This window comes from Chitinophaga parva (assembly GCF_003071345.1).
Taxonomy (GTDB): domain Bacteria; phylum Bacteroidota; class Bacteroidia; order Chitinophagales; family Chitinophagaceae; genus Chitinophaga; species Chitinophaga parva.
In genome coordinates, this window is sequence record NZ_QCYK01000001.1 from 1,174,838 (window position 1) to 1,198,939 (window position 24,102).

Here is a 24,102-nt window from a genome sequence, read left to right on the forward strand (position 1 = left end):
GGGTTTATATCGTAGCAGCAGGCTATACAAGCCGCTGGCAATCAAATCTAAATCTGGAGAAGGAAAGCAGGCCTGCACCGCTGTATTTATCAGGCAACTAGCTATTTAACAAAAAATCAATACATTTGTCTCAACCGGAACAATGTCCATTTTAATGCAAAAAGTTTACAACTCGTTCGTAGAAAAGAAAGCCAAAGGGGCGAAAGCCTTTGCGGTGCTTATAGACCCGGACAAGGTAACACCGCAGAGTGTGGGTGCCCTGGCCACAAAGTGCGTGGACGCGAAAGTGGATTATTTGTACCTGGGAGGCAGCCTGGTGGTTACCGAGCACCTGGACGAGGTGATACAGCAATTGAAGGCCCACTGCGATATCCCGGTGGTATTGTTTCCCGGCAGTCCTTCCCAGGTGTCACGCTACGCGGATGCCCTTTTATATTTATCACTGATCTCCGGCCGCAACCCCGAGCTGCTCATTGGCCAGCACGTAGTGAGTGCTGCCGCGGTGAAGAAAAGCGGGTTGGAAGTAATGTCCACCGGTTACATGGTAGTTGATGGCGGGGCGCCTACTACGGTGTCCTATATCAGTAATACTGCGCCTATCCCGGCAGACAAGGATGATATTGCTTTATGTACTGCTTTGGCCGGTGAGATGCTGGGGCTGAAGCTGATCTATATGGATGCGGGCAGTGGTGCGCGGAAGCCCATTCCCGAAAGCATGATACAGCGGGTGAGCAGCCATGTGGGCATCCCCGTGATCGTGGGTGGCGGTATTAAGGACCCGGAAAAGGCGTACCTGAACTGCAAGGCTGGTGCGGATGTGATCGTGGTGGGAAATGCGATCGAGAAAGATGCGTCCCTGATCAAGGAAATTGCCAATGCAGTGCATACTTCCAAGGTAGGAGTGAAATAAAATAACAGCGTTGTCCCCGGAAAGGGGCAGGGTTTAAGATATTCCCGGTTGCAGGATGCGGCCGGGATTTTTTTTTACACCAGGTGGGAGGCATTTTGGGGTCGCAACATCCCGTCTTGCATGGCAGGGCGGGATGTTGCTTTTAACAGATAAGGCCAGTTGAATGAGCTTTTACACCCGCATCAGCGCATTTGCTACCCGGTTCAGTGTAAGCCCCTGCACAATCACGGAGAACAGGAGGATACAATAACTGCCGGAGATAATAAGCTCCCGGTAAGGTGACGGCGGCAGGGAGAGCGCCAGCGCCACGGAGATACCGCCACGCAGGCCGGCCCAGGCCAGGATGGTCACGTTGCGCACATTGGTGTGCACAAATTTCTTGAACACGATGGCAGGCAGCAGGATGCTGAGCCAGCGGGCAAACAGGATGGCTACAATGGCTGCCGCGCCCAGCACCCAGTAGTTCTGGATAAAAGGCATTACCACGATCTGCAGTCCAAGCAGCACAAAGAGGATGGTGTTCAGCATTTCATCTATCAGCTTCCAGACGCGCTGCAGGTAGCCCTGCAACTCCTGTTCCCGCTTATCACCCAGGGTGGTATTGCCCAGGATAAGGCCCGCCGCTACGGCCGCCAGGGGAATGGATACATGGAGCAGGCCCCCTGCAACAGAAATGATCATGACCATGGAAAGCGTTACCAGCACCACTGTCTGGAAGTCATCCACCTTTTTCATGGTCTTGTAGGCCATAAAGGCGGAAAATGCGCCCAGGGCCACGCCGCCAAACACTTCCTGTGCAAAGATGGTGAAACCCTCCAGTAGGGTAGGATTGGCCACGGATTCATCGGCTATTTCCTTGAGGATCACGAAGAGCAAAAGGCCTGCGCCGTCATTGAGCAGGGACTCCCCGCCAATGATGGTTTCCAGGCTGGCCGGCACTTTGGATTTCTTTAAGATAGAGAGCACTGCTACCGGGTCCGTAGGGGAAATGAGGGCCCCGAACAAAAAGCAGTACATGAGGGGCAGCTCAATATCCAGTGCAATGGTGGCAAAACGGAGGAACCAGCCAAAGAGCAGGGTAGAGCCCACCACCCCAAAGGTGCTGAGCAGCATCACCGGTTTTATCTGCTGTTTGAGTGCAGGGTAATCAAAATGCAGGGCGCTGGCAAACAGCAGGAAGGCCAGCATAATATCCAGCAGGGTATGTGAAAAATCGATACTGGCGGTGAGTGCTTTGATGAAGGCAAATGCGCCCGGGAATATTTTACCAGTGAGGGAAATAACCACAGACAGCACAATAGCCACCACCATTACGCCGATGGTGCCCGGCAGCTTAAGCACGCGGTTATTTACAAAAGAGGCAATGGCACTGAGCGTCACTAATGCCGTAAGAAGGGCGAATGTATCCATGTCTCCGTTTTGAGTGAACGCGATAAACATAACGAAAGCAGCGCAAATTTACACGCACCGCCGTATAATTTCCGGAACCGATCATTCCTTTTTTATTATTTTTAACGGGTAAATCGGTCGTTATAGTGAATTTGCATGCAGTGGACCAGTCTGGGGAACAAGACCTGCTGTCGCGGGTAGCGGCAGGAGACGAAGCTGCCTTCACGCAATTATTCCACCACTATTATCCCCTGCTCTCCACCCATATTTTCCGCATTACCCGTTCTGCCGAGGATACAGAAGAAATTGTACAGGACGTATTTTTTAAAATATGGATGAGCCGTGAAAGCCTCACCGGCATTGCTGCCTTCCGTCCTTATCTCTGGGTGATAGCCAGGAACCGCGCCCTGAACGCCTTGCAAAAGATGGCCCGGGAGCGCAGCAACCGGGCTGCCTACACGCAATCCTTTGCAGAAACAGAAAGCCCCGACCACCTTCCGCAGCTCTATTCCCTTATTGACGAAGCCATCCGCCAGCTGCCCCCACAGCAGCAGCAGGTGTACCGCCTGGGGCGGCAGGAGCGCCTCCGCCAGGCGGAAATAGCGGAGCGCATGGGGCTCACCGTGGCCACGGTAAAAAAATACATGCAGCTGGCGGTGCTCTCTGTAAGCGCCTACATCCGGGACAAGCACCTCGTAAGCCTTCCCCTGGTGCTGCTACTGTGCATGCGCCGCTAACCTTCATCCCCGGCCTTTTCCGGTCCTTGCCTTCCCGTGTAAAAAAACTTTAAAAATTTCCGGGCCTCCATATCTACTTTTTGAAGGTGCGCTTTGTCTTATAAGCACAACACCCTTCATCCATTTACCTATCGCCTTTATGACCACCACGCGTTTACAATATTTACTGGACCGCTACTATCAGCAGCAAGCTACACCCGCCGAGGAGATGGAGTTGATGGACTATGTGGCGCAACAGCCGGAAACCGCCAGCCTGGATAGCCTGCTGCAGCAGCACTGGGAGTCCTTGTCCGTGTCGGATGTACAGTACACCGCCGCTACCGGCGCGCCCATGCTGAAGGCCATCCTGGGCGCACCACAGCGCAAGGCATTCCGCCTGGCACCGGTGGCGCGCTGGGCCGCCGCCGCCACGGTGGCAGGCATCGTAGCGGCCGGTTTCTGGTGGCACGCTGCGCGCAATACGCCCCCCTATGTACAACAGGCCGCGGTGATCAAACCCGGTTCGAGCAGGGCGGTATTGACCCTGGGCAATGGACAAACCATTGCACTGGACAGCACCGGGCACCAACAGATAGGCGCCAGTGTAAGCCAGCAGGGAGGCCAATTGCTGTATGCAGGCAATGCCGGCACACCCCAGCAAAACACGCTTACAACGCCCCGTGGCGGCCAGTTCCGCGTAACACTGCCGGATGGCACAGAAGCGTGGCTGAATGCCAATTCATCCCTTACCTATCCCACGGCATTTTCAGGTAACCAGCGCCTGGTGGCCGTACAGGGCGAAGTGTACTTCGCAGTGGCCAAAGATGCCGCCCGGCCTTTCCAGGTGCGGGTAAATAATGGCCTGGCGATAGATGTACTGGGTACGGAGTTTAACGTGAATGCCTATACGGACGAACCGTCTATCAATACCACACTGGTGCAGGGAAAAGTAAATGTGCACCTGGGCGCTGCAAGTGCCGTGGTGCTGCAGCCCGGCCAGCAGGCCCGCGTGGCGGATGGCCACCTGGATGTGCTGCCTGGCGTGGATGTAGAGCAGATCACTGCCTGGAAAAATGGCGTCTTCAATTTTGAAGGGGTAGATGTGCCAGGGGTGATGCGCCAGCTCTCCCGCTGGTATGATATAGAAGTAGTGTATGCGGGTGCAATACCGCAACGCCGCTTCGGGGGCGAGGTCCAGCGGGGCCTGCAATTGCAGCAGGTACTGGTGGTGTTAGAGAAAGTAGGGATCAACTATAAAATAGAAGGAAGAAAATTGATCGTATTACCAGATTAGCACATTAAGAAAGAAGGAACACCGGCAATAAAACAAAAACCGCTCTACGGGGAAGGTAGAACGGCTATCAGTTTAAAGGCCGGTGCATAAACAACGTCTGCTCAGACAATTATTTATTATCAACCAAAAACCAGTACAAAAGTATGCTTTTTGACATTTTTTGTAACCGGAATGTTATTGCTATGCCTGTAGGGGTGCATAGCCGGGATGCAGGGCCCACCACTGCCTGCCCCCGCCACCGGTTAAGGATTCTAACACTTCGTGTTATGAAATTATCAACCATTATCATGCTGGCATGCTGCCTTCAGATCAGCGCCAGGTCCTTTTCGCAGACGATCACCTATGCCTCCGGGAGCACATCGCTGCCAAACATTTTTAAAGTGATCAAGCAACAGACGGGCTACGTTGTTTTCTATGATCAGAACATTGTGGACCAGCATCCCATTGCCATCAAGGCAACGAATGAACCGCTGGAATCCTTTATCCGTAAGGCATTGAAGGGTACTTCCCTGGTGTATGACATCCAGGATAAGACCATCGTGATCAGCCGCAAGGGATCCATGGTGCAGGTGATGGATGATGTGCAACAGGCGGTTGCATACCCGCAGCCTATTATTGGCAGGGTGCAGGATGATATGGGGCGTGGCATTGCTCATGCTACGGTAACCCTGCAGCCTTCCGGGCAAACCACCATGACCAGTACGGACGGCGCATTCACCTTTTCCCAGTTAAAGCCGGGCAAGTACATTATTACCGTTACCCACGTGGCTTATAATAAGGTGGAGAAACGGGTGAAAATGGAAAATGAACCGCTGGAAGTGACCGTTACAGTCTACCTGGCAGAAAACCAATTGTCCGGGATAAACGTAATGCCGAATACCGGTTACCAGAAGCTGGACCGTACCAAGGCCACCGGGGCATTCACAGTGGTAACGGCCAACGAGATCGCGGAGAATCCTTCGCTGAACCTCACGGATATCCTGGCTACCCGGGGCGTGCCAGGTGTACGCTTTGACGTGGCCAACAACAAGATCCAGATCCGGGGGGATAACAATTTTTCTGCCGGGGGAGCTACCCCGCTGATCGTAGTGGATGGTTTTCCGGCGGTGGAGCAGAACCTGGCCAACTTTCCTGGCAGCCAGAGCACCGGTAGCGCGGTGCCAGGCGGTAAATCACAGATCCCGGTGAATAATAACACCATCCTGAGCATTTTCAATCCGAATGATATTGAGAGTATCACTTTCCTGAAGGATGCTGCCGCAGCCTCTATCTGGGGCAACCGTGCTGCCAACGGTGTGATCGTGATCGAAACCAAGAAAGGCCGCCGTGGCCGTACAGTAATCAACCTCAATTCTACGGTGACCGTGGCCAGCAATCCGGACATGAAAAACGTGGATATGATGAACAGCCGCCAGTATGTGGACTATGAAAAGGAGCTTTGGGACAACGGCTATTACGTGACTGATCCCTCCACTTACTACCGCTACTCCAATGTGAGTGACGCGATCACCGCCATGTTTGCACAGCAGTCTGGGAAGATCTCCCAGGCAGAACTGGACAAGACCCTGGAACAGCTTTCCAACCGCAATAACCTGGGCCAGATCCAGCGTTACCTGCTACAGAAGGCCATCACCCAGCAGTACAATCTTTCGCTCTCCGGTGGCACAGATGCCAGCACGTTCTACATCTCCGGCAACTATACCAGCAACAAACCAGTGTTTCGAGAGAATACCAGCACCGCGTACAATATTGCCGGCAACCTGACCAATAATTTCTTGGACCGCCGCCTTACTTTTACCACCGGATTTAACATGCAGTATACAGACCGCCAGGTGAATGGTGCGGCGCAGGATGCACTGAGTTCCACTGCGAATGGCTTGCGCCCGTATGATATGCTAGTGGATGATAACGGCAATCCCATTAACCGTTCTGTCCTTTTCACACCGCATGTGATAGACAGCCTTACCACGCTCGGTTACCTGCCCTGGTATTATAACAGCTTTAATGAACTACAATCCAGTAATTACTTCAGCACTACGGCTACCCGCCTTACAGAGCAGATCCGCGGCAAGATCACCAATTGGCTGACTGTTTCTGCTTCGGGCATGTACCAGCGAAACATGACAGACATGAGCAACCTGCAGAAGCTGAACAGCTATAACACCCTGAACCTGGTGAACACCGGTACTTCCTTCAAGAATGGCCGTGTTACTTATGGTGTACCTTATGGCGGGGTGCTGTATACCGGCCACCAGGTAAATAATGATTATTCCATCCGCGGCCAGTTTGACCTGGACAAGGGCTGGAATGCCAATAAGCATCACCTGAATATGATAGGCGGCGCAGAGATCCGCCAAACTACTTCCAGTGGCTATTCCCAGGCGCATTACGGTTTTGATGAGGATACATATTCTTCCGTACCGGTAAATCCTACAGCCACTTATACCACTATTTATGGCTATCCAACTTCCATTGGTTCTACCAGTACATCCTTGTCTGTGGGCCGTTACCGTTTCCTGTCTTACTTCAGCAATGCATCCTATGCGTTCCTTGGTAAGTACTTTGTAACCGGAAGCGTGCGTTTTGACGATCATAACCTGGTGGGGGTGGAACGCCGCAAACGTGCTACGCCACTGTGGTCTACCGGGTTGCGCTGGAACATAAAGGATGAAAAATTCCTGCGCATGGCGAACTGGCTGGATAACCTGGATATCCGTGGGTCTATTGGAACAGGTGGTACAATTCCTGCTACGGCTTCCCCGTTTGCCATCATTAACATCACAGCGCCTAACCCGCCCACACAGCCTGTTCCCGGTGCATTGCTGGTAAATCCCGCAAACCCGGATCTGACCTGGGCTACCACCCGCACGCTGAACTTTGGTATCGATGCATCACTCTTCAAGGGCCGTTTAGGGGTGAATGCAGATATATTCCATAAGAAGACGTATAACATGATCACTTCCCTGCCCATCAATCCCACCTATGGTTTCACACAACGGGATGTGAACGCCGCCAACATGACGGGCCATGGTGTGGAGCTGGGATTAACGGTAACACCTATACGTAGTTCGAACTGGACCTGGACTTCCATCCTGAACTTTAGCTACAACACGACCAAGATCACGGACACCCGCTTTCCCAAGACCATCACTTCTTCCAGCGGCATCCCTGTGGTGATCACGGGTTACCCGGTGGACAACCTGTTCCTGTACCGCTTTGCTGGCCTGGATGACCAGGGGCAGACCCAGATCTATGACGCGCAGCACAATGTGCTTTCTTACCAGGATAATACCTCCCTGAAGCCGGAAGATCTTAAGTATGTGGGCCGTACTTCTCCTGCTTATTTCGGCGGGTTTACCAATAGCCTGCGTTATAAGCTGTGGACGCTGCAGGCGTCTGTGATGTACAACCTGGATTACAAGGTACTCCGCACGGGCATTAACCCGCAACTGTACCCCAGCCCCGGTTACGCATCCGGGTTCCTGCAAACCAGCAAACAACTGGTGGACCGCTGGCGTAAGCCCGGTGATGAAGCCACCACGAATATTCCGGGAATACTGTATTCCAATTTTACAAGCATTTCACGCTACCAGTATTCCGATGCGAACGTGATCGATGGCAGCCATATCCGCTTGCAACTGGTCTCCCTGGGTTACAGCCTGCCTTCCAAAGTACTGGAACGCTTGCGCGTGATCAAGAACGCCAGCATCCGTGCTTCTGCAGACAACCTGGGTATTATCTGGAGGAAGAATAAAGTTGGGGTAGACCCGGATTATATGTACTCCGGCAATTACACTGGCTGGCCTCCTGTAAAAAATTATGCGCTTAACATTAATCTTACTTTCTGATCATGAAGAGGATCTTACTCAATATAAGTGCGGCTGCATTGTTACTCACTGTCGGTGCAGGCTGCCGCAAATACGTGGAAATTCCACAGGTGGGCCTGAAGACCCTGCACAATACCAGTGATTACCAGGCCATGCTGGCTAACTATACGGATATTGACCTTACGGTGAGCTATCCCATGTGGGGCACCGACGATGTGGATGTATCCGATGGCGGCTACCAGAATACCCTGAACATCTATGTGGCCAATGCCTATACCTGGGCGCCAAGCATTGTAGTGGATGCGGATGACCAGGACTGGAACAAAATGTACAAGCAGGTATACATCAGCAACCTGTTGCTTGCCGGTGTGAAAACCAGCGATGGGGGCACCGATGCGCAGAAAAACAATATCTATGCACAAGCCCTGGTGCACCGCGCATACGCATTTTATACCCTGGTGAACATTTACGCCAAACAGTATGATGCCGGCACGGCCGGTACGGACCCCGGCATCCCGATGGTATTTACGCCAAACCTGGATGAAAGCCTGCAGCGTTTCCCCGTGCAGGCGGTGTATGACCAGGTAAAGAAAGACCTGCTGGCCGCCATACCGGACCTGGATAACAAGGGCGCCTATACCAACCAGGCTTCACAGGCTGCGGCATATGCCATCCTGGCCCGCGCCAGCCTGCAGCAAGGCTTGTACGCCGATGCCGCGAAATATGCAGACAGCACCCTGGCCCGCCAGAACACCCTGCTGAACCTTGAAGACTACGTGACCAGCCTGGCTGCCTATCCTTACCGCCTTTATAACCCGGAAGTGATCTTCAGTAAGGTGCAGAGCGGTGGCACGGCAACAGTACCTTTGAGCAACTCCCTGCTGCAACTTTTTGATACCACGGATCTGCGTTACCAACTGTTTACAGCGGATTATACGAAAAGTAGCTACCAGTTCACCGGCCGCTTTTATTATTTCCCGTTTGTTGCGCTGGACAACTATTTTACGAATGGCCCGAGTGTAGCGGAGATGATGCTGATCAAGGCGGAAACAGCCGCCCGTGCCGGTGACGTGAATACCGCGCTGGATCAACTGAACGCCCTGCGTAAGCACCGGTTTAAAGCCGCAGATTACCAGCCCCTCACCGCTACCACCAGCAATGTCCTGGTAACGGTGTTGAATGAGCGGCGCCGCGAACTGATGGCCCGTGATTTCCGCTGGTATGACCTGAAACGCCTGAATAAGGAGGCCGGCCTGGCCACTACGGTGTCCCATCATTATAAAGGACAGGTCATCACGCTGGAACCGAACAGCAATGCTTATGTGTTTCCCATCGCAAACAAAGTCATTCAACAAAACCCGGAAATCGTGCAAAACCCACGGTAACCACCACAACGCTTATCGTTTAACAACAACAACAACATGAAACGACAGATGTCATTTTTTGCTGTAGTACTGCTGTGCGCCACCATTGGCGCAGGCAGTTCCTCAGTAGCCCAGCGTAAGAAAAAACACGACGCCAAAGCCACTCCTTCCGCCGAGAAGAGCGCTACCGACTCCACCACCGCCAAGAAGGAGAAGGATGATAAAACCAAGTTAAAGAAGTACGAAGAGGTGATCACCAAAGACGTAGAGACTTCCAAAGGTTTTATCACCGTGCACAAAAAGGAAGACAAGTACTGGTTTGAGATACCCTTCTCCATCATGGGCCGCGATCTGCTGAATGTAAGCCGTATTGCCAAAGCCTCCGTGGATATGCGCAACGGCTCCTTTGGCATGGCCGGCGATGAAATCGGCGAAGCCGTGTACAGCTTTGAAAAAGGCCCGGGCAATAAACTGTACCTGAAGCGCATGTCGTTTTCAGAATACAGTGGGGACAGCACCAAGGCCATGTTTGCCGGTGTACAGAAGAACAATGTGCAACCCCTGGCGGCTGCATTCCCCATCGTGGCGTACAACAAAGATTCTTCCGCTGCCGTAATTGAAGTAACAGACTGGCTGAATGCCGATAACGATGTGCTGTACTTCCACAATGAAAAACTGAAGCAGCGCGCCGGTGTGGCCGGCCAGCTGGCAGACCGCAGCTATATCAAATATGTGCACACGTTCTCCAAAAACCTGGAAGTGCGTGCGCTGAAAACATATTCCGCCGGTCTCAATCCTGCTTATCCTTACTACTCCCTGGAGCTGAATGCCTCCTTTGTGCTCCTGCCGGAAAAGCCCATGCAGGGCCGCCTGCGAGACGACCGCGTAGGTTACTTTGCCACGGGCTTCAAAGATTTTGATGCTAACCCGCAAGGCGTAAAAGAGATCGTATATGCAGTGCGCTGGCGGCTGGAGCCCAAGCCGGAAGACGTGGAAAAATACAAGCGCGGTGAGCTGGTGGAGCCCCAGAAACCCATTATATTTTATATCGATCCTACCACGCCCAAGAAGTGGGTACCTTACCTGATTGCGGGTGTGAATGACTGGCAGAAGGCGTTTGAAAAAGCAGGCTTCAAAAACGCGATCTATGCCCGCGAAGCTCCATCCCCGCAGGAAGACAGCACCTGGAGCATTGATGACGCCACTCACTCAGCCATCGTGTACCGCCCGTCTGTGATTGCCAATGCAATGGGCCCCAATGTGGCCGATCCCCGCAGCGGTGAGATCATTGAGAGCCACATCTTCTGGTATCACAACGTAATGAAATTGCTGCACGACTGGTACCAGGTACAATGCGGCACCACCGATTCCCGCGCCCGTAAAAGAGAATTTGATGATGAACTGATGGGGCAACTGATCCGCTTTGTATCATCCCACGAAGTAGGCCATACGCTGGGCCTCATGCACAACTTTGGCGCATCTTCCAGCGTGCCGGTAGACAGCCTGCGTAATAAGAAATGGGTGGAAGCCCACGGCCACACGCCGTCTATCATGGACTATGCACGCTTTAACTACGTGGCGCAGCCGGAAGACAATATCGGCGAGGCCGGCCTTTTCCCCCGCATCAATGATTATGACACCTGGGCCGTCCAGTGGGGCTACACCTGGCGCCCGGAGTATAAGTCTTCTGCAGATGAGCAGCGGACGCTGACGAAGATCGTTACGGATAGCCTGAAGAACCCCCGCCTGCGTTTTGGCAGTGAGCTGTCGCCCTTTGATCCCCGTAACCAGAATGAAGACCTGGGCGATGATGCCGTGAAGGCCAGCGGCTACGGTATTAAAAACCTCCAGCGCATTATCACGCAGATAGCCGCATGGGATGTTGATTCTACCGACGATGCGGAACAGGTGAAAGAACCCTACAGCGCAGTACTGTCACAGTACCAGTTGTACATGGGACATGTGCTGAAGATTGTTGGGGGGGTGTACTCCACGCCGAAGATCGGTGCAGAACCGGGCCCCGTGGATGTATATGTGCCCAGGGCCAAACAGAAAGCAGCGTTGGACTTCATCAACAAACAATTCTTCAACACCCCGCTGTGGCTGAATGAGAAGAGCATGGCCACCCGTTTTGCCAACTTCAATTTCATGATTGAATTTACAGAGATGCAGACCGGGATGATCAATGCACTGGTGGGCCGCAACAGGATCAGCCTCCTCATGGAAGCGGAATATGCGGACCGGGCTAACTATGGCGCTACAGAATACCTGGCAGACCTGAACAAGATGATCTTTGCGGAAGAACATGCCGGTAAGAACGTGGACGTATACCGCCGCAACCTGCAGAAGTTCTTCGTGTTCCGCATGTTGGAACAGGCCTTTGCCAAGGATGACCAGTACCAGATCCTGGGCCCTATCGCGTACCATCCTGCATTTTCAGACTTCCAGATCATGATCCGTGATGAGCTGAAAGCAGAGCAGGCCATGTTCCGCCAGCAGTTGAAAAATCCTGCCCTGGATAAAATGACCAAAGCGCACCTGCGTGACCTGGATGACAAGATCACCCGCGGGTTTGCGATCAAATAGTTGTTAAAGGCTATCCTGTGTAACCCTGGTATTTTAAATGTTGATCGTAACTAACTTTGAATCCCCGCTGGTCTTCACCGGCGGGGTATTTTTTAGTGCCGGTTGTAAATGCAGAACGGCTGCACCTTCCGCGGAAGCTGCAGCCGTTTTTTTTATACTTGTTTTTCCTGCTTATGCACCAAACACTTCCAGCGCTTTGGCAATGCGGGCAATGGTTTGCTCGCGGCCAATGGTAGCAGCGATCACGAACACCGGCGGGCCAAATTTGCCACTGGTGAGCATGATGCGGAAGGGCAGTTGCAGGTCACCCATTTTGAGGTTCTTTTCCGCGGCCAGGGCCTTAAAGCTTTCTTCCAGTGCAGAGGCGCTGAAATCATGCTGGGAGGCCAGTTGCAGGTTCCAGGCGTCGAAGAACTGTTGTTTGTCTGCATTCCATTTGGGCTTCACCGCACCTTCATCATAGCTGGCGGGTGCTTCAAAGAAGAAGAAGCCATGGTCCCAGATCTCGTTGATAAACTGGCAGCGCTCTTTTACCAAACCCGCCACTGTGGCTACGTATGAAGGATCTGCCACGATGCCTTTTGCTTCCAGTACGGGGGCAAAAAGGCCGGCCAGTTTTTCATTATCCGTGCGGACAATGTATTCATGGTTGAACCATTTGGCTTTATCAAAATCAAACTTAGCACCGCCCTTGTGCACACGGTCCATGGAAAAGCGGGCAATGAGTTCTTCCATACTGAAGATCTCCTGGCCGCTGCCATCATTCCAGCCCAGCATGGCCAGCATGTTTACAAAAGCCTCCGGCAGGAAGCCGCGTTCGCGGAAGCCGGTGGTCAGTTCGCCGGTCTTGGGATCGGTCCAGTTCATGGCAAACACGGGGAAGCCCAGGCGGTCTCCGTCACGCTTGCTCAGTTTACCATTGCCATCGGGCTTCAGGATCAGGGGCAGGTGGGCCCATTGTGGCATATGCGCTTCCCAGCCCAGGTATTTCCAGAGCAGGATGTGCACCGGGGCGGAGGGCAGCCATTCTTCCCCGCGGAAGGCGTGGCTGATCTTCATCAGGTAATCATCCACCACCACGGCCAGGTGATAGGTGGGCATACCGTCTGCCTTGAGCAGCACCTTATCATCTACGCTGCTGGTATTGAAAGTAACCTCCCCACGGATCATATCAGTGAAACGCAGGTCTTCATCTGCCGGCATGTTAATGCGGATCACGTGCGGGGTACCGGCAGCCAGCAGGGCGGTTACTTCATCCTGGGAAAGGCTGTGGGAATTGCGCATGTGATGGCGCATTTTGATATTGTATTGGGGGGATGGATTTTCCGGTGTTTTAAAACGTTCGCGCATGGCCTCCAGCTCCTGCGGGGTATCAAAAGCGTAGTAGGCATGGCCCTGTGCTACCAGCTGTTCTGCATACTGGCGGTACAGGGGCTTGCGCTCACTCTGGCGGTAGGGGCCGTATTCACCACCGGCTTCGCTACCTTCATCGGGCAAAAGGCCGCACCAGCGCAGGCATTCCAGGATATATTCTTCCGCGCCGGGCACGTAGCGGGTTTGATCAGTATCTTCAATACGCAGCACAAAAGTGCCATGGTGGTGGCGGGCAAACAGGTAGTTGAACAATACCGTGCGAACGCCACCCAGGTGTAAACCACCGGTAGGACTGGGTGCAAAACGCACCCTAACTTTTCTCTGTTCCATAGGTAACAAAGGTATACTTTTGAAGATAATTGTCCATTATGTTCTACCTGACCAAGACGCCGGCCCTCGTGAAGGCCCTTTACAAAAGCTGCACCTGGAGCCTTTCCCCGGCCGCCAATGCCGTGTACCTCACGTTTGACGACGGCCCCCATCCTACGGCCACCCCTTTTGTGCTGGACCAGCTGAAGGCCCACGGGGCCAAGGGTACTTTCTTTTGCATTGGAAAAAATGTGCAGGCCTACCCGGAGATCTACCAGCGCATCCTGGAAGAAGGCCATGCGGTGGGCAACCATACGCATAACCACCTCAATGGCTGGAAAACCGGCACAGGCAAGTATTTAGAAGACGTAATGGAAGCACGCCGGTACATCCAGGGGCCCCTCTTCCGGCCACCGTATGGGCGCATTACGCCTTTCCAGGTAAAGCAGATCAAAGAACGTATACCAGGGGCCCAGATCATTATGTGGGACGTGCTGAGCGGGGATTTTGATACGGAAATAGGCGGGGATGCCTGCGTGGAGAATGTAGTGTTCAAGGCAAAGCCAGGCTCCATCATCGTATTCCACGACAGTACCAAGGCCTGGGACCGCATGTCTTATGCCCTGCCGCGGGTGCTGGCATTCTGCGAAAAACAAAAATGGGAGATGAAAGCCATCCCTGCTACAAGTTGAACCAAAGGCGATGCATAGCCGGTAATAGCGCGATATGAGCCCGCTGTTCCATTGTTCAGTGATAAAAAGGAAAGGGGGCCGGCGCTAAATGTGAGCCGGCCCCCTTTGCATATGTTTAAACCAATCGCTGCTTAGAGCTTGATCATCTTCGTATAATTACCCACCACTACCGTGGCACTGTCATCGCAGATTCCATTGCCGTAATCAATGGTGCCGGTGAGCTTGCCGCGTACCACGGTAGCTTTGCCTTTACCGATCCAGCGGCAATCCCAGGCTTTCACCAGGGTGTCTGTTACAGTGATAGCGGCGCTATCGCCGGTGGGATATTTCAGGGCCGCAAAGCCAATGCCTTTGAAGCCGTCTGTATCAACGATGAGGGTCTTGTTGCTGTTGTAGGTATAAGTGGTGGTGTCACCTACGGTTACCGTGCCGCTGATCACCTGGGTGTATTTAAGTGCACTGGTGAGGTTGCCGCTGGTCAGGGTTTCTGTACCCACCAGTTTAACGCCGTCCACGGTATAGTTAGTGGAGGTGATGGTCACCGTATTATTAGCCACCAGGAAGGGATGCGGCAAAGTGATGATCAGCTGGCCGGAGCGTTTTTTACCATCCAGGCCAATGCTGCCATTTTTGAAATCCAGGGTTACGGTTTTAGGCCAGGTATTGTCTACCGGTGTATAGCTGATTTCAAAGCCATATTGCACGCTGGGCTCCTGGCTGGCGGTGCTGGTCCGGGCTTCCGTCATATCTTTGGTACCATTGAAACTTACTTCAAACACATCGCTGAAGCCGGCTGATGCAGCAGATTCATTACTGATGGAAGCAATGGCGTTGTTGGTTGCTACCACGTTGGAAGTGGAGTTGGCGTCGTTGTTATTTTTCTTACAGGCGAAGAAAACAGTTATGGTGGCCAGGCTCAGGGCAGCAGTAGCCACAACGCGATTGGTGCTGAAATAAGTTTTCATAGAAATAGTTGAAGATGTTAGGTTGTTTTCAATAAGGTTACCTTTGTAGGATATAGTAGACAAATATATATAAAATAAGTTTAATCTTATTCAGAAATATTTTATGAATTGGACCGATACCCATACGCACCTGTATAGTGACAGCTTTAACACTGACCGGGAGGCTATGATTACCAGGGCTATAGATGCAGGAGTGGGCACCTTGTTGCTGCCCAATGTGGATGAAACCACCATTGACGGCATGCTGGCGCTGGAAACGCAGTTTCCCGGGCACTGCTTCCCGATGATGGGCGTGCATCCCTGCCATGTGAACGGGAACGTGGAAAATGTGCTGGCGCTGATCCGTGACTGGTTTTCCCGCCGCACGTTCGTGGGCGTGGGGGAAATAGGGCTGGATTTTTACTGGGACACTACCTTCCGGGAGCAGCAGCACCACGCATTCCGGGAGCAACTGAAACTGGCCAAACAGTACCGGGTACCGGTATCTATCCACAGCCGCAGTGCTACACCGGAGGCGATTGCCGATGTAAAGGCGCTGCAGGATGGCACGCTGAGCGGCGTGTTCCACTGTTTTTCCGGCACACTGGAAGAAGCAAAGGAAATCATTGACCTGGGCTTTTACCTGGGAATAGGCGGTGTGCTCACATTTAAGAAATCCGGGTTGGATAAGATCGTGGAGCAGGTAGGCATAGAACACCTGGTGCTGGAAACAGATGCGCCCTACCTGGCGCCGGTGCCTTACCGTGGCAAGCGCAATGAAAGTGCCTATATTCCCTTGATAGGCCAATGCCTTGCAGATATAAAAAATCTAAAAATTGAAGAGGTAGCGGAAATAACGAGCAGTAATGCCTGCAAATTATTCAAAATGCACTAATCATTTAGGGGGTACCTTTGCGTACAATTTCCACCGCTAAGGATGACTAAGATTTTGATCATTTACACGGGAGGAACGGTTGGTATGATCTACGATGACAAGACCAAATCGCTCCGCCCGATAGGGTTTAACGAGATAAGGAACAATTTGCCGGAACTGTACCGGATGGGAATAGATTTTTATGTGTACACCTTTAACCCGCCCATTGATTCATCGGACATGCAGCCGGAGATCTGGGTGGAACTGGCCAGCATTATCGAAGACCGCTACGACCGCTATGATGGATTTGTGATCCTCCACGGGTCAGACACCATGGCGTTTACCGCTTCCGCGCTCAGCTTTATGCTGCAACATCTTTCCAAACCTGTAATACTTACCGGCTCCCAGCTGCCCATTGGCAAGATCCGCACGGATGCCAAGGAAAATATCATCACGGCCATGGAGATTGCCGCCACCCGGCACAATGGCCACGCCATGGTGCCAGAAGTGTGCATCTATTTCGACTTCTCCCTCTTCCGCGGCAACCGCTCCAAGAAGTATAATGCAGAGAAGTTTGAAGCCTTTTACTCCATGAACTACCCGCCCCTGGCCGAAGCGGGCATTGACATCAAATACAAATCCGCCTTCATGCAGCCCGTGCCCACGGAGCCGCTGGTAGTACATAAGAACCTGGAAACGAACATCACGGTGCTGAAACTGTTTCCCGGTATCACCCGCAAGTCTGTGGAGGCCATATTGAGTGTGCCCGGCCTGAAAGGCGTGATCATGGAGACCTTTGGCAGTGGCAATGCCAATACACAGCCCTGGTTCATTGAGTGCATCCGCAAGGCCATAGAGCGGGGTGCCACGGTGGTGGACATTACCCAATGCGATGGTGGCTCCGTGGAGTTGGGCAAGTATGAGACCAGCCGGGAACTGAAACGGATGGGGGTCGTGAGCGGCCATGATATGACCTTTGAGGCGGCTATCACCAAACTCATGTTCGTTCTGGGCCAGGAAAACCTGACGCAGGACCAGGTGCGGGAAATGATAGAACGGCCACTGTGCGGTGAATTGACGCCGATAGAAATAAACGAGGAGTAATTTCTGCAATAATATTTGGAGAATAGGGGCAAATCGCTATCTTTGCAGCCCATTAAGAAACTTTCAACCTGGAGACGTGTCCGAGTGGTTGAAGGAGCACGCCTGGAAAGTGTGTATACGGGAAACCGTATCGCGAGTTCGAATCTCGCCGTCTCCGCTGAACAAAAACGCCTTTGAGTCTTGGACTCGAAGGCGTTTTTTGCATTTAAAGAATTGTGGAATTATTATGCTATAGACATTCCACGTAAATCTTCAGGCATTGCGAACAGTAATGATTGATCTAAGGGCATTCCGGTTTTAACGCATCGAATTTCCCTTCCCATTCCTTTTTAAGCGTAGTCTTTAGGTCATTAAGATGGCCCGGAGTTATTTTGGTGTTAGCGCTTTAAGTGGTTTATTTTTCAAAACCGGTCTCAAAGCCTGGCGGGTTATCAATCAATGGTTCATTGGCAGCCCGTTTCGTAAAGCTGATCTCCTGCACTCCCGTCGCGTTTCCTGTTTTCAAGATCAGCGCCGTGTTATTGGTACCTGAGTAATATTTCATCTCAAAATTATAGACCTTCCTTTCCTGCTTATAGTCGGTTAAGCCGCTTACAAAAGGGCCCCATTCTTTGGTGCTGCTTGTCTTTTTCCACCATCCGCCTTTAGCTTGTTTCGGCGTAAAACTGATCTGGCTGCCATTTATGGAGTAAGTCCCTACTTCATAAATGAATAAGATATTTTTCGCTCCGTAAACCATCCAGCTCTTGGCACGATAAATATAAGTTCCATCTTCTTTTAAAAGATATTCGCTTCTTGAATAGCCGGCGGTATATTGAGGAAAGCCATTGGAATACCCGCTCGTTTCCAGCAAATTGTATGACCATAATCCAACGACAGCATTTCCATTGCCCTTAGCTGCCAGGGAAGTATGGTTAGTATTGGAAGATCCGGGATGATCAGCAGCCGCTATATCCAATGAACCAAGCATGGTTTGATACGCTTTCAAATAGGGCATGGCGGTTGCATTGCACAGTATCGCCACGCAAACCTTCTTGTTGCTATACACCGTAAGCATACTTGCTACGTTGGCGCCATTGTACTGCCATACGCCGTTGCCGCTCATTGCCGTCCAGCCGCTTTCAGACGTTGGTTCCGTTTTATCGGGCGCTGAAATGGCTCTGCCGTTTGCAACCAGTTCATTCCAGTCCTTGTCAAAATCGCTTTGTATATCACCCTCACTGCTGCGGTGCTGGTAAATAGCTATCTGTGCCCAGTTGCCACCATCAATGCGGGAATAAGAGATATTGCCATCTCCGGCTTTCCCTGTCCAGTTTTGAGGAGCGGTATAGGTAACAATATCAAAGGACTGCTTTTGGGCAAATCCCGGGCAGCTCATTGTTATTACCAGGATAAACAGGAGCCTATTTTTTATTGATCTCATCTCTTTTGCGGTTTCAATAATAATTATCTACTGTTACAGAAATGGTATTGTTGCTTAAATTCTGATCGCCGGTTTTATTGAGTGGATCTATCTTAATGGTGTAAATTCTATGCGGCCCAAGCCCTACAATACCGGGTTGCCAAACCACATTATCAAATGCCATGGCATAGGCGGCCTCACCGGGTTTAAGGACAGGATTGGTATTGATAGTAAAAACCCAACCGGCATTAGGATCTCTGCTGGTAACAGCAAGTACAAAAGTTTTACCCGACAGGTAACTATTGAGCAACTTCAGGTTCCTTCCATTTTCCTGCCACCCGGAGGGGAGTTCTGTTTCCAGGTCAAAGGGAATGTTCATCGGGTAAGAATTTTCTCCGAAACCAGGATCAGATGCAGACACCGAAGTGCTCAAAGCATTGGGAGAACCGTGTGCGTAATAAGACAGGAGATTCAGGTCAATATCGGTGGTTCCTGCATTAACTATTCTGCATTTAAGTGTGTAGCGCTTAAGCAAGGGGTCATACGATATCTGAAACTGATCAATCGCCAGGTCTTTTGTGAAAGGCTGGTTAGCCACAATGGTGGCTACGTTTAGTTTTATTGGCTTTATCGATATAACCTTTGGATCTGTTTGTGATACCTTCGGGCCTGTTATCACTGTAGGAGCGATTTGACCTTTGGTTTGCATATCACTTTTTCTCTGTGCATGTACGGTCATTACCCCGGCAATGAATAGTATGAAGAAGCATATTTTTTTCATTTTATGTGATTTTATATAGTAAAAATAGAGCGGTGCCGGAGCCCGGGCAATCGTTAAAAAGATGATTTTCCAGGTGGCTGCTATGTCGTGGCGGCTAAAAATGTTTATCCTGCCAGGTGCAGTACGGTTGTTTTTTGTTGCATTTAATTTGCTGAAACCGGCTCATTAGGCTTCACGGCAACACTGTCCGTAGCAGGAGCCACCGCAGGTTCAGGATCAGCAGGCTTTTTCTTCTTCTTTTTGAAAAGGGTTTTTATCTTTTCCCCGGTTGCCCCTATTGCCTTGTCCGTTACATTGTCCGAAGTTTTGTTCACCGCTTCGTTCACCACTTTATCGGCAGCCCTGTCAGTTGAGCTATTGACGGCTGTAGTGGCTTTTGTTTTGATTTTAGGCAACAACTGTGCATGCGCCATGCTACCCGTAAAGAGTATCATACATAACACGAAAACTGCTTTTTTCATTTATAAAATGTATTAATAGTTATAGAATAGCACCATCTTCATCGCGTAATTTGTTATTACAGTAATTCCCTGTAAAAGCCGTCACTTGTCATTTAGCAACGGCAGTGGGCTGAGGTCAGAAACTGGTCCATGCAGCTCCCACAGCTGTATCCCATCCAGACTTGCCGGTAACCGTTGTGTTGCCTTTTGCATCTGTACTATAATAGATCCAGCCAATGCGGATTGCTTTCAGTTTTATCTTGGTGGTATTGCTTGCAGGGATGTCTGTGCAGCTTTCTACGATCAGGTTTTCCAGTATTACCTGGCGGGATACGACGGGTAAATTATTACCAACCCTGCTCGTTACGGAAATATCCAACCTGGACAAAGGAAATGTTTGCAGCGATTGGGTGGTTATTTTTCCCGTGGCAGCCGCGATAGGAGCACTTCCGGGGTTTGCGATGTTTTTTATAATGGGCTTTGCAGCAATGGATGGTTTGGGCTGTGTGGCGGTGGTCATCATATTCCTGAAGTCAGCCACATAAGCAGCCGTAGGCACTTCAATTTCTATGGTCGCGGTATGATCAGATCCCCCGGTATAGTTGGTAATGATCAGTTGGTCCTCGTATCGCTTCATTGTAGAGGTGCCTTTAAGGCGGCTTCCATCGCCTTTGACCGCCTTGCCATAAATGGTTATGGACTGGGCAAACAGCGTAGTGGATATTGCCATCAACGCAATTATCAAAGTTGTTTTCATTGCTGATTTTTTTACTGGGTAATAACTTAAATTAAAAGTAGCTTGGGAATACAGGTGGCGCAATCGTTAAAAAGGATGATTTATTATTTCAACATTTTTCTCAGCGCCTCAAAATCAAAATTCTTTTCAAAGGTTTTCAAAAGGTTTTTACCCCATTGATTTTCTTTTGCAATTTCATACCTGAATTGTATCTCGAATAATATTGGCTTTATGGGGTCGCTGGTATCTCTACTCCAATAAGCGGGATTCAAAACATACAGTGCGTAAATGTTTTCTTCTTCGTTGTCGTAAAATTTTCCGGTTTCTTTTAACCGGTCGTTTGCATCTTTGGTTTTGTTGCCACCCGCCTCTATGGCCTGCTGTTGTAGCCAATCTTCACTTTTTGTTGCGAGGAGTGCTTTTAGCTTCGCTTTTCTTGCTTCGTATATTTCAGCATACATCGCTGTATGGGCTTGCCGGGTTTGTCTTTTCTGGTTTGCGAAATCGCTTTTATCTGTGGCAATTTTATTTATCGGGTCTTCTATGGTAAAACTAAAATTGGCTTTTTCTAATTCAAGATACTCCGGCATGTCTTGCAAATATTGTTTGCGGGAAACGGCTGTCAATAATGGAATGCCCTGTTGGGTAATGAGGTAATGCCTGTCAATCCACTGGTAGGATCTTTCCGGATGCGAATCATATCTGCCCCGCTTAATCAGTTTTCCACGTAGCCATTTCCGTTGTTGAGTGTAAGGAAATCGGTATGGTCGTCTTTATAATTATCGGGACGTCCCTGCAACACGGTTTGCGTTGTAAAATATTTTGAAACCGCGCTCGGGCGTTTTGTCAATAACAACAGTTTGAGCGTGGCTGTTTTGCAAGGCTATACATGCAAAGAATACGGTAGCTATTTTTTCATTTCTATTTTCTTATTTATTACAAGGGCAGGGGGATATTTTTTAGCGCTTCGGTAGCTTCGAGACTATTTCAGGAAACCACTGCCGAAACTTGTGAAGCCAGGGCCTGCGGCGTTGAATCCGCCGCTTACACTTACCGTCACTGAACCTAAATCCACAGAAGCGCCCCCGCCATAAGGGCCGCTGATGCCAGCCCCAGCCGCCCCTTGCACGGTGAGGTCAACAGGCGTCATATTGCCATCAAATTTGATCGTAGTTTCTACGGAAGCGCCGATTTTACCACCCAGGTTTTTGGTGATCTCAAATTCTTTGTCTTTACCGGCTTTGGCAGACAGGCTATGCCCTGTGGTTTCCCAGGTTACCGGATCAATGCTCCGGTTATAAGTAAATTCACCCGCCTTTAGATCTGCATAGATGGTGAATCCCTCACAATTCATTTTACCTGCAACTACTTTGGCATCAAACCCAAAATCCACTTCGCAATGTTCTCTTTCCCATTCCTGGATTTTCCCTTTTGTTTTGAAGTCCTGTTTTAAATAGTCACCGCAGGGCTGGGATAAGCCGCCGTCCACATACACCGGAAAAAGAGAACGGAAACTATTTAAGTTGTTGAGGTAGCTGATATAGGCTGCATAATTTACGGCCGTCGGGTCTTGTATGGGCTGCAAGGCTATGGTATTCCAGAAAAGATATTCCTGTAAACGCTGGTTCATCAGGTCTTCCATGTTACGGACATACTGATTGTTGATTTCAGCCGATTTTTTCAGCCAGGCATTTTGCCTTTCGGTTTTTAACTGGCAGAGCTCTTTGTCAATTTGCATGGTCCGTATATTGGCAGCGCCCTTCCCTTCCCCGTCATCCAGTTTGCTTTTTTCATTTACAAGAGCGGCTATTTTATTGTCATAATCCGTTTTCAATGATTGCTTCAGCTCAGTTACCCTTTGCAATCTGCCCGCGATTTCTTTGTTCATGCGGCTGATGTAGGAAACACTGTACTGCGGGTTGTCAATAGCGTTGAGCATAAAAGCTGCATGTGCCGTAAACGGAATAGTAAGCCCGGCTTTCATATCCCGCACCATTTTGGCAGCGCCTGGTTTACCTGCGTTCTCGGAGATCTGCTTTACCTGTGCCATCCGTTTATTCATGTTTTCCATCATTTGCTTTTCACCGTCCTTCTCAAATTCCTTACGGGCTTTCCCGGCAGCATTTATGGTAGCGTCCAGGTCTAGAAAGAACTTGTTGATATCGGCATATGTGGCCACCGCAGCCTCATAACTGTCTGGGATTTCAGGTACTATAAAGCGTTTGGTGATGCTATGGTCCTTATAGAATTGTTTAAAATTGTTATGGATGGATAGGTACATGCCGGACTTGTCTGCATTGGGCAATGCCTGCTGCAACAGGTTTATATTTTCGGCGGTGGCACCTCCGTGAGCAATGGCTTTTTCCAGGTAGCCTGCACAGGCGGCGCTATTGCCGTGTTGCTGCGCGATAAGCGCCAATGAGCGGTATGCTTCTGCATTGGCAGAATCTTTTGCTATTGCGGCAGTTAAAAATGGTTTTGCTTTCTCTACATTGCCCAGGCTGAGCCAGGCCTGGCCTGTATTATTGGCGATAGTACCGCTGTTAGGCAATAATTTTTGCGCATACAGCAGTATGGGCAGCGACTTGTGCGCGTAGCCGGAAATAGTGAGCAGGCTGCCCAGGTTATTGAGGGAAACCATATCGTCGCTATTGGTAATGCAGGCGTTCAATAAAAGATAAAGGGCTTTATCCAGTTCATTGTGTGCCCAGAATACCATGGCATATTTACCGGTAGTTTCGCCTTTGTTCAACAGGTTTTTTACCGCGTTTTTACTTTCGGGTTTTATGAGTTTATCTGCTTCTGCAAAGATGGGAGACAGGTAAGCCGTAAGTTGTGCCTTGCTTTGGGGAGCGGCTGCAATCTTAAAGGCAGCAACTTTATCAGGAATAATTTCGGGGTCGGTACTGCGTTGCATAATACCCGTGTTTCCTCTTGCATTGTAGTCCATCCCCTGCTGGGCATTTTGCATCGCTTTGGTGCCGCCCATTTTTCCCATCATATCCTCGAAATTTTTCCGCGCCTCGGGGCTCATGGCAGCCTTTATGGAATCTAATTCCTTTTGGGCCGCCACCATTTTTTTCCTGTCGGCTTCATATTGCTCTTTAGAAGGCTTTTGTGCCACTGTAAATGCCGGAATAATGATGGCTACTACCAGGAACAACGTTTTTTTCATTTTGGGATTTTTCAATAAAAATAGCCCGGTGGACGGGCGGTTCTTATCGTTAAAAAAGATGATTTTTTGTCGGGGACGCGAATGGAGTATGCCATTTTCCAGTGCCCGATGCATGCTGTGGCTCTTTACCAGGCTATAAAAAATCATTAAAAAGAATGAGAGGAAAAATATACCTTCAATAGTAT

18 protein-coding genes and 1 tRNA gene are annotated in these 24,102 nt (G+C 50.5%); 10 read left to right on the forward strand and 9 right to left on the reverse strand.

Annotated features, from left to right (window positions below; all coding sequences use genetic code 11):
* The first annotated feature begins 154 nt into the window (after nucleotides 1-154).
* Entirely contained in the window at nucleotides 155-910 is a 756-nt protein-coding gene (locus DCC81_RS05100; RefSeq protein ID WP_240612901.1) for a geranylgeranylglyceryl/heptaprenylglyceryl phosphate synthase, read from the forward strand.
* A gap of 171 nt (nucleotides 911-1,081) precedes the next feature.
* Here the strand turns inward: DCC81_RS05100 and DCC81_RS05105 are convergent, their stop codons facing one another.
* Nucleotides 1,082-2,320, reverse strand: a complete 1,239-nt coding sequence (locus DCC81_RS05105) for a cation:proton antiporter (RefSeq protein ID WP_108686468.1) — start codon at nucleotides 2,318-2,320, stop codon at nucleotides 1,082-1,084.
* 125 nt (nucleotides 2,321-2,445) lie between these two features.
* Here DCC81_RS05105 and DCC81_RS05110 point away from each other — a divergent pair, with 125 nt between their 5' ends.
* From DCC81_RS05110 to DCC81_RS05130, 5 genes are all read left to right on the forward strand, one after another.
* The gene (locus DCC81_RS05110) at nucleotides 2,446-3,036 is read left to right on the forward strand and encodes an RNA polymerase sigma factor (protein WP_205686256.1); all 591 of its coding nucleotides are present in this window, start codon (nucleotides 2,446-2,448) and stop codon (nucleotides 3,034-3,036) included.
* Nucleotides 3,037-3,175: 139 nt separating this feature from the next.
* On the forward strand, nucleotides 3,176-4,309 hold the full coding sequence (locus DCC81_RS05115) for a FecR family protein (protein ID WP_108685502.1): 1,134 nt from the start codon (nucleotides 3,176-3,178) through the stop codon (nucleotides 4,307-4,309).
* A 266-nt stretch (nucleotides 4,310-4,575) separates the two neighbouring features.
* A complete protein-coding gene (locus DCC81_RS05120) occupies nucleotides 4,576-8,157 on the forward strand; it encodes a SusC/RagA family TonB-linked outer membrane protein (protein WP_165806444.1) in 3,582 nt (1,193 codons plus the stop codon).
* A gap of 2 nt (nucleotides 8,158-8,159) precedes the next feature.
* A complete protein-coding gene (locus DCC81_RS05125) occupies nucleotides 8,160-9,521 on the forward strand; it encodes a RagB/SusD family nutrient uptake outer membrane protein (protein ID WP_108685504.1) in 1,362 nt (453 codons plus the stop codon).
* Between the two features lie 36 nt (nucleotides 9,522-9,557).
* The gene (locus DCC81_RS05130) at nucleotides 9,558-12,086 is read left to right on the forward strand and encodes a zinc-dependent metalloprotease (protein WP_108685505.1); all 2,529 of its coding nucleotides are present in this window, start codon (nucleotides 9,558-9,560) and stop codon (nucleotides 12,084-12,086) included.
* 171 nt (nucleotides 12,087-12,257) lie between these two features.
* On the opposite strand, the gene gltX is transcribed toward DCC81_RS05130, so the two are convergent.
* Complete coding sequence (gene gltX / locus DCC81_RS05135; protein ID WP_108685506.1) at nucleotides 12,258-13,790, reverse strand: glutamate--tRNA ligase; 1,533 nt, start codon at nucleotides 13,788-13,790, stop codon at nucleotides 12,258-12,260.
* Nucleotides 13,791-13,828: 38 nt separating this feature from the next.
* On the opposite strand from gltX, the gene DCC81_RS05140 reads away from it, so the two are divergent.
* Nucleotides 13,829-14,461 (forward strand): polysaccharide deacetylase family protein, encoded by a 633-nt coding sequence (locus tag DCC81_RS05140; protein ID WP_108685507.1) that lies wholly within the window; start codon nucleotides 13,829-13,831, stop codon nucleotides 14,459-14,461.
* Nucleotides 14,462-14,592: 131 nt separating this feature from the next.
* Here the strand turns inward: DCC81_RS05140 and DCC81_RS05145 are convergent, their stop codons facing one another.
* Nucleotides 14,593-15,426: a hypothetical protein gene (locus DCC81_RS05145; RefSeq protein ID WP_108685508.1), complete on the reverse strand. Its 834-nt coding sequence runs from the start codon at nucleotides 15,424-15,426 to the stop codon at nucleotides 14,593-14,595.
* Between the two features lie 103 nt (nucleotides 15,427-15,529).
* Between DCC81_RS05145 and DCC81_RS05150 the strand changes: the two genes are divergently transcribed.
* From DCC81_RS05150 to DCC81_RS05160, 3 genes are all read left to right on the forward strand, one after another.
* Nucleotides 15,530-16,300, forward strand: a complete 771-nt coding sequence (locus DCC81_RS05150; protein ID WP_108685509.1) for a TatD family hydrolase — start codon at nucleotides 15,530-15,532, stop codon at nucleotides 16,298-16,300.
* Between the two features lie 42 nt (nucleotides 16,301-16,342).
* Complete coding sequence (locus DCC81_RS05155; RefSeq protein WP_108685510.1) at nucleotides 16,343-17,383, forward strand: asparaginase; 1,041 nt, start codon at nucleotides 16,343-16,345, stop codon at nucleotides 17,381-17,383.
* A 70-nt stretch (nucleotides 17,384-17,453) separates the two neighbouring features.
* Nucleotides 17,454-17,540: transfer RNA gene (locus tag DCC81_RS05160), tRNA-Ser, on the forward strand.
* Between the two features lie 237 nt (nucleotides 17,541-17,777).
* Here the strand turns inward: DCC81_RS05160 and DCC81_RS05165 are convergent.
* The 6 genes from DCC81_RS05165 to DCC81_RS05190 form a co-directional block, all read right to left on the reverse strand.
* Entirely contained in the window at nucleotides 17,778-18,806 is a 1,029-nt protein-coding gene (locus DCC81_RS05165) for a hypothetical protein (RefSeq protein ID WP_133177550.1), read from the reverse strand.
* Nucleotides 18,807-18,819: 13 nt separating this feature from the next.
* Entirely contained in the window at nucleotides 18,820-19,566 is a 747-nt protein-coding gene (locus DCC81_RS05170) for a hypothetical protein (RefSeq protein WP_108685512.1), read from the reverse strand.
* A gap of 143 nt (nucleotides 19,567-19,709) precedes the next feature.
* Nucleotides 19,710-20,027: a hypothetical protein gene (locus DCC81_RS05175; protein ID WP_108685513.1), complete on the reverse strand. Its 318-nt coding sequence runs from the start codon at nucleotides 20,025-20,027 to the stop codon at nucleotides 19,710-19,712.
* Nucleotides 20,028-20,142: 115 nt separating this feature from the next.
* Nucleotides 20,143-20,763: a hypothetical protein gene (locus tag DCC81_RS05180; RefSeq protein ID WP_133177551.1), complete on the reverse strand. Its 621-nt coding sequence runs from the start codon at nucleotides 20,761-20,763 to the stop codon at nucleotides 20,143-20,145.
* An 83-nt stretch (nucleotides 20,764-20,846) separates the two neighbouring features.
* The gene (locus tag DCC81_RS05185; protein ID WP_108685515.1) at nucleotides 20,847-21,332 is read right to left on the reverse strand and encodes a hypothetical protein; all 486 of its coding nucleotides are present in this window, start codon (nucleotides 21,330-21,332) and stop codon (nucleotides 20,847-20,849) included.
* Nucleotides 21,333-21,724: 392 nt separating this feature from the next.
* On the reverse strand, nucleotides 21,725-23,917 hold the full coding sequence (locus tag DCC81_RS05190) for a tetratricopeptide repeat protein (protein WP_133177552.1): 2,193 nt from the start codon (nucleotides 23,915-23,917) through the stop codon (nucleotides 21,725-21,727).
* Nucleotides 23,918-24,102 lie beyond the last annotated feature (185 nt).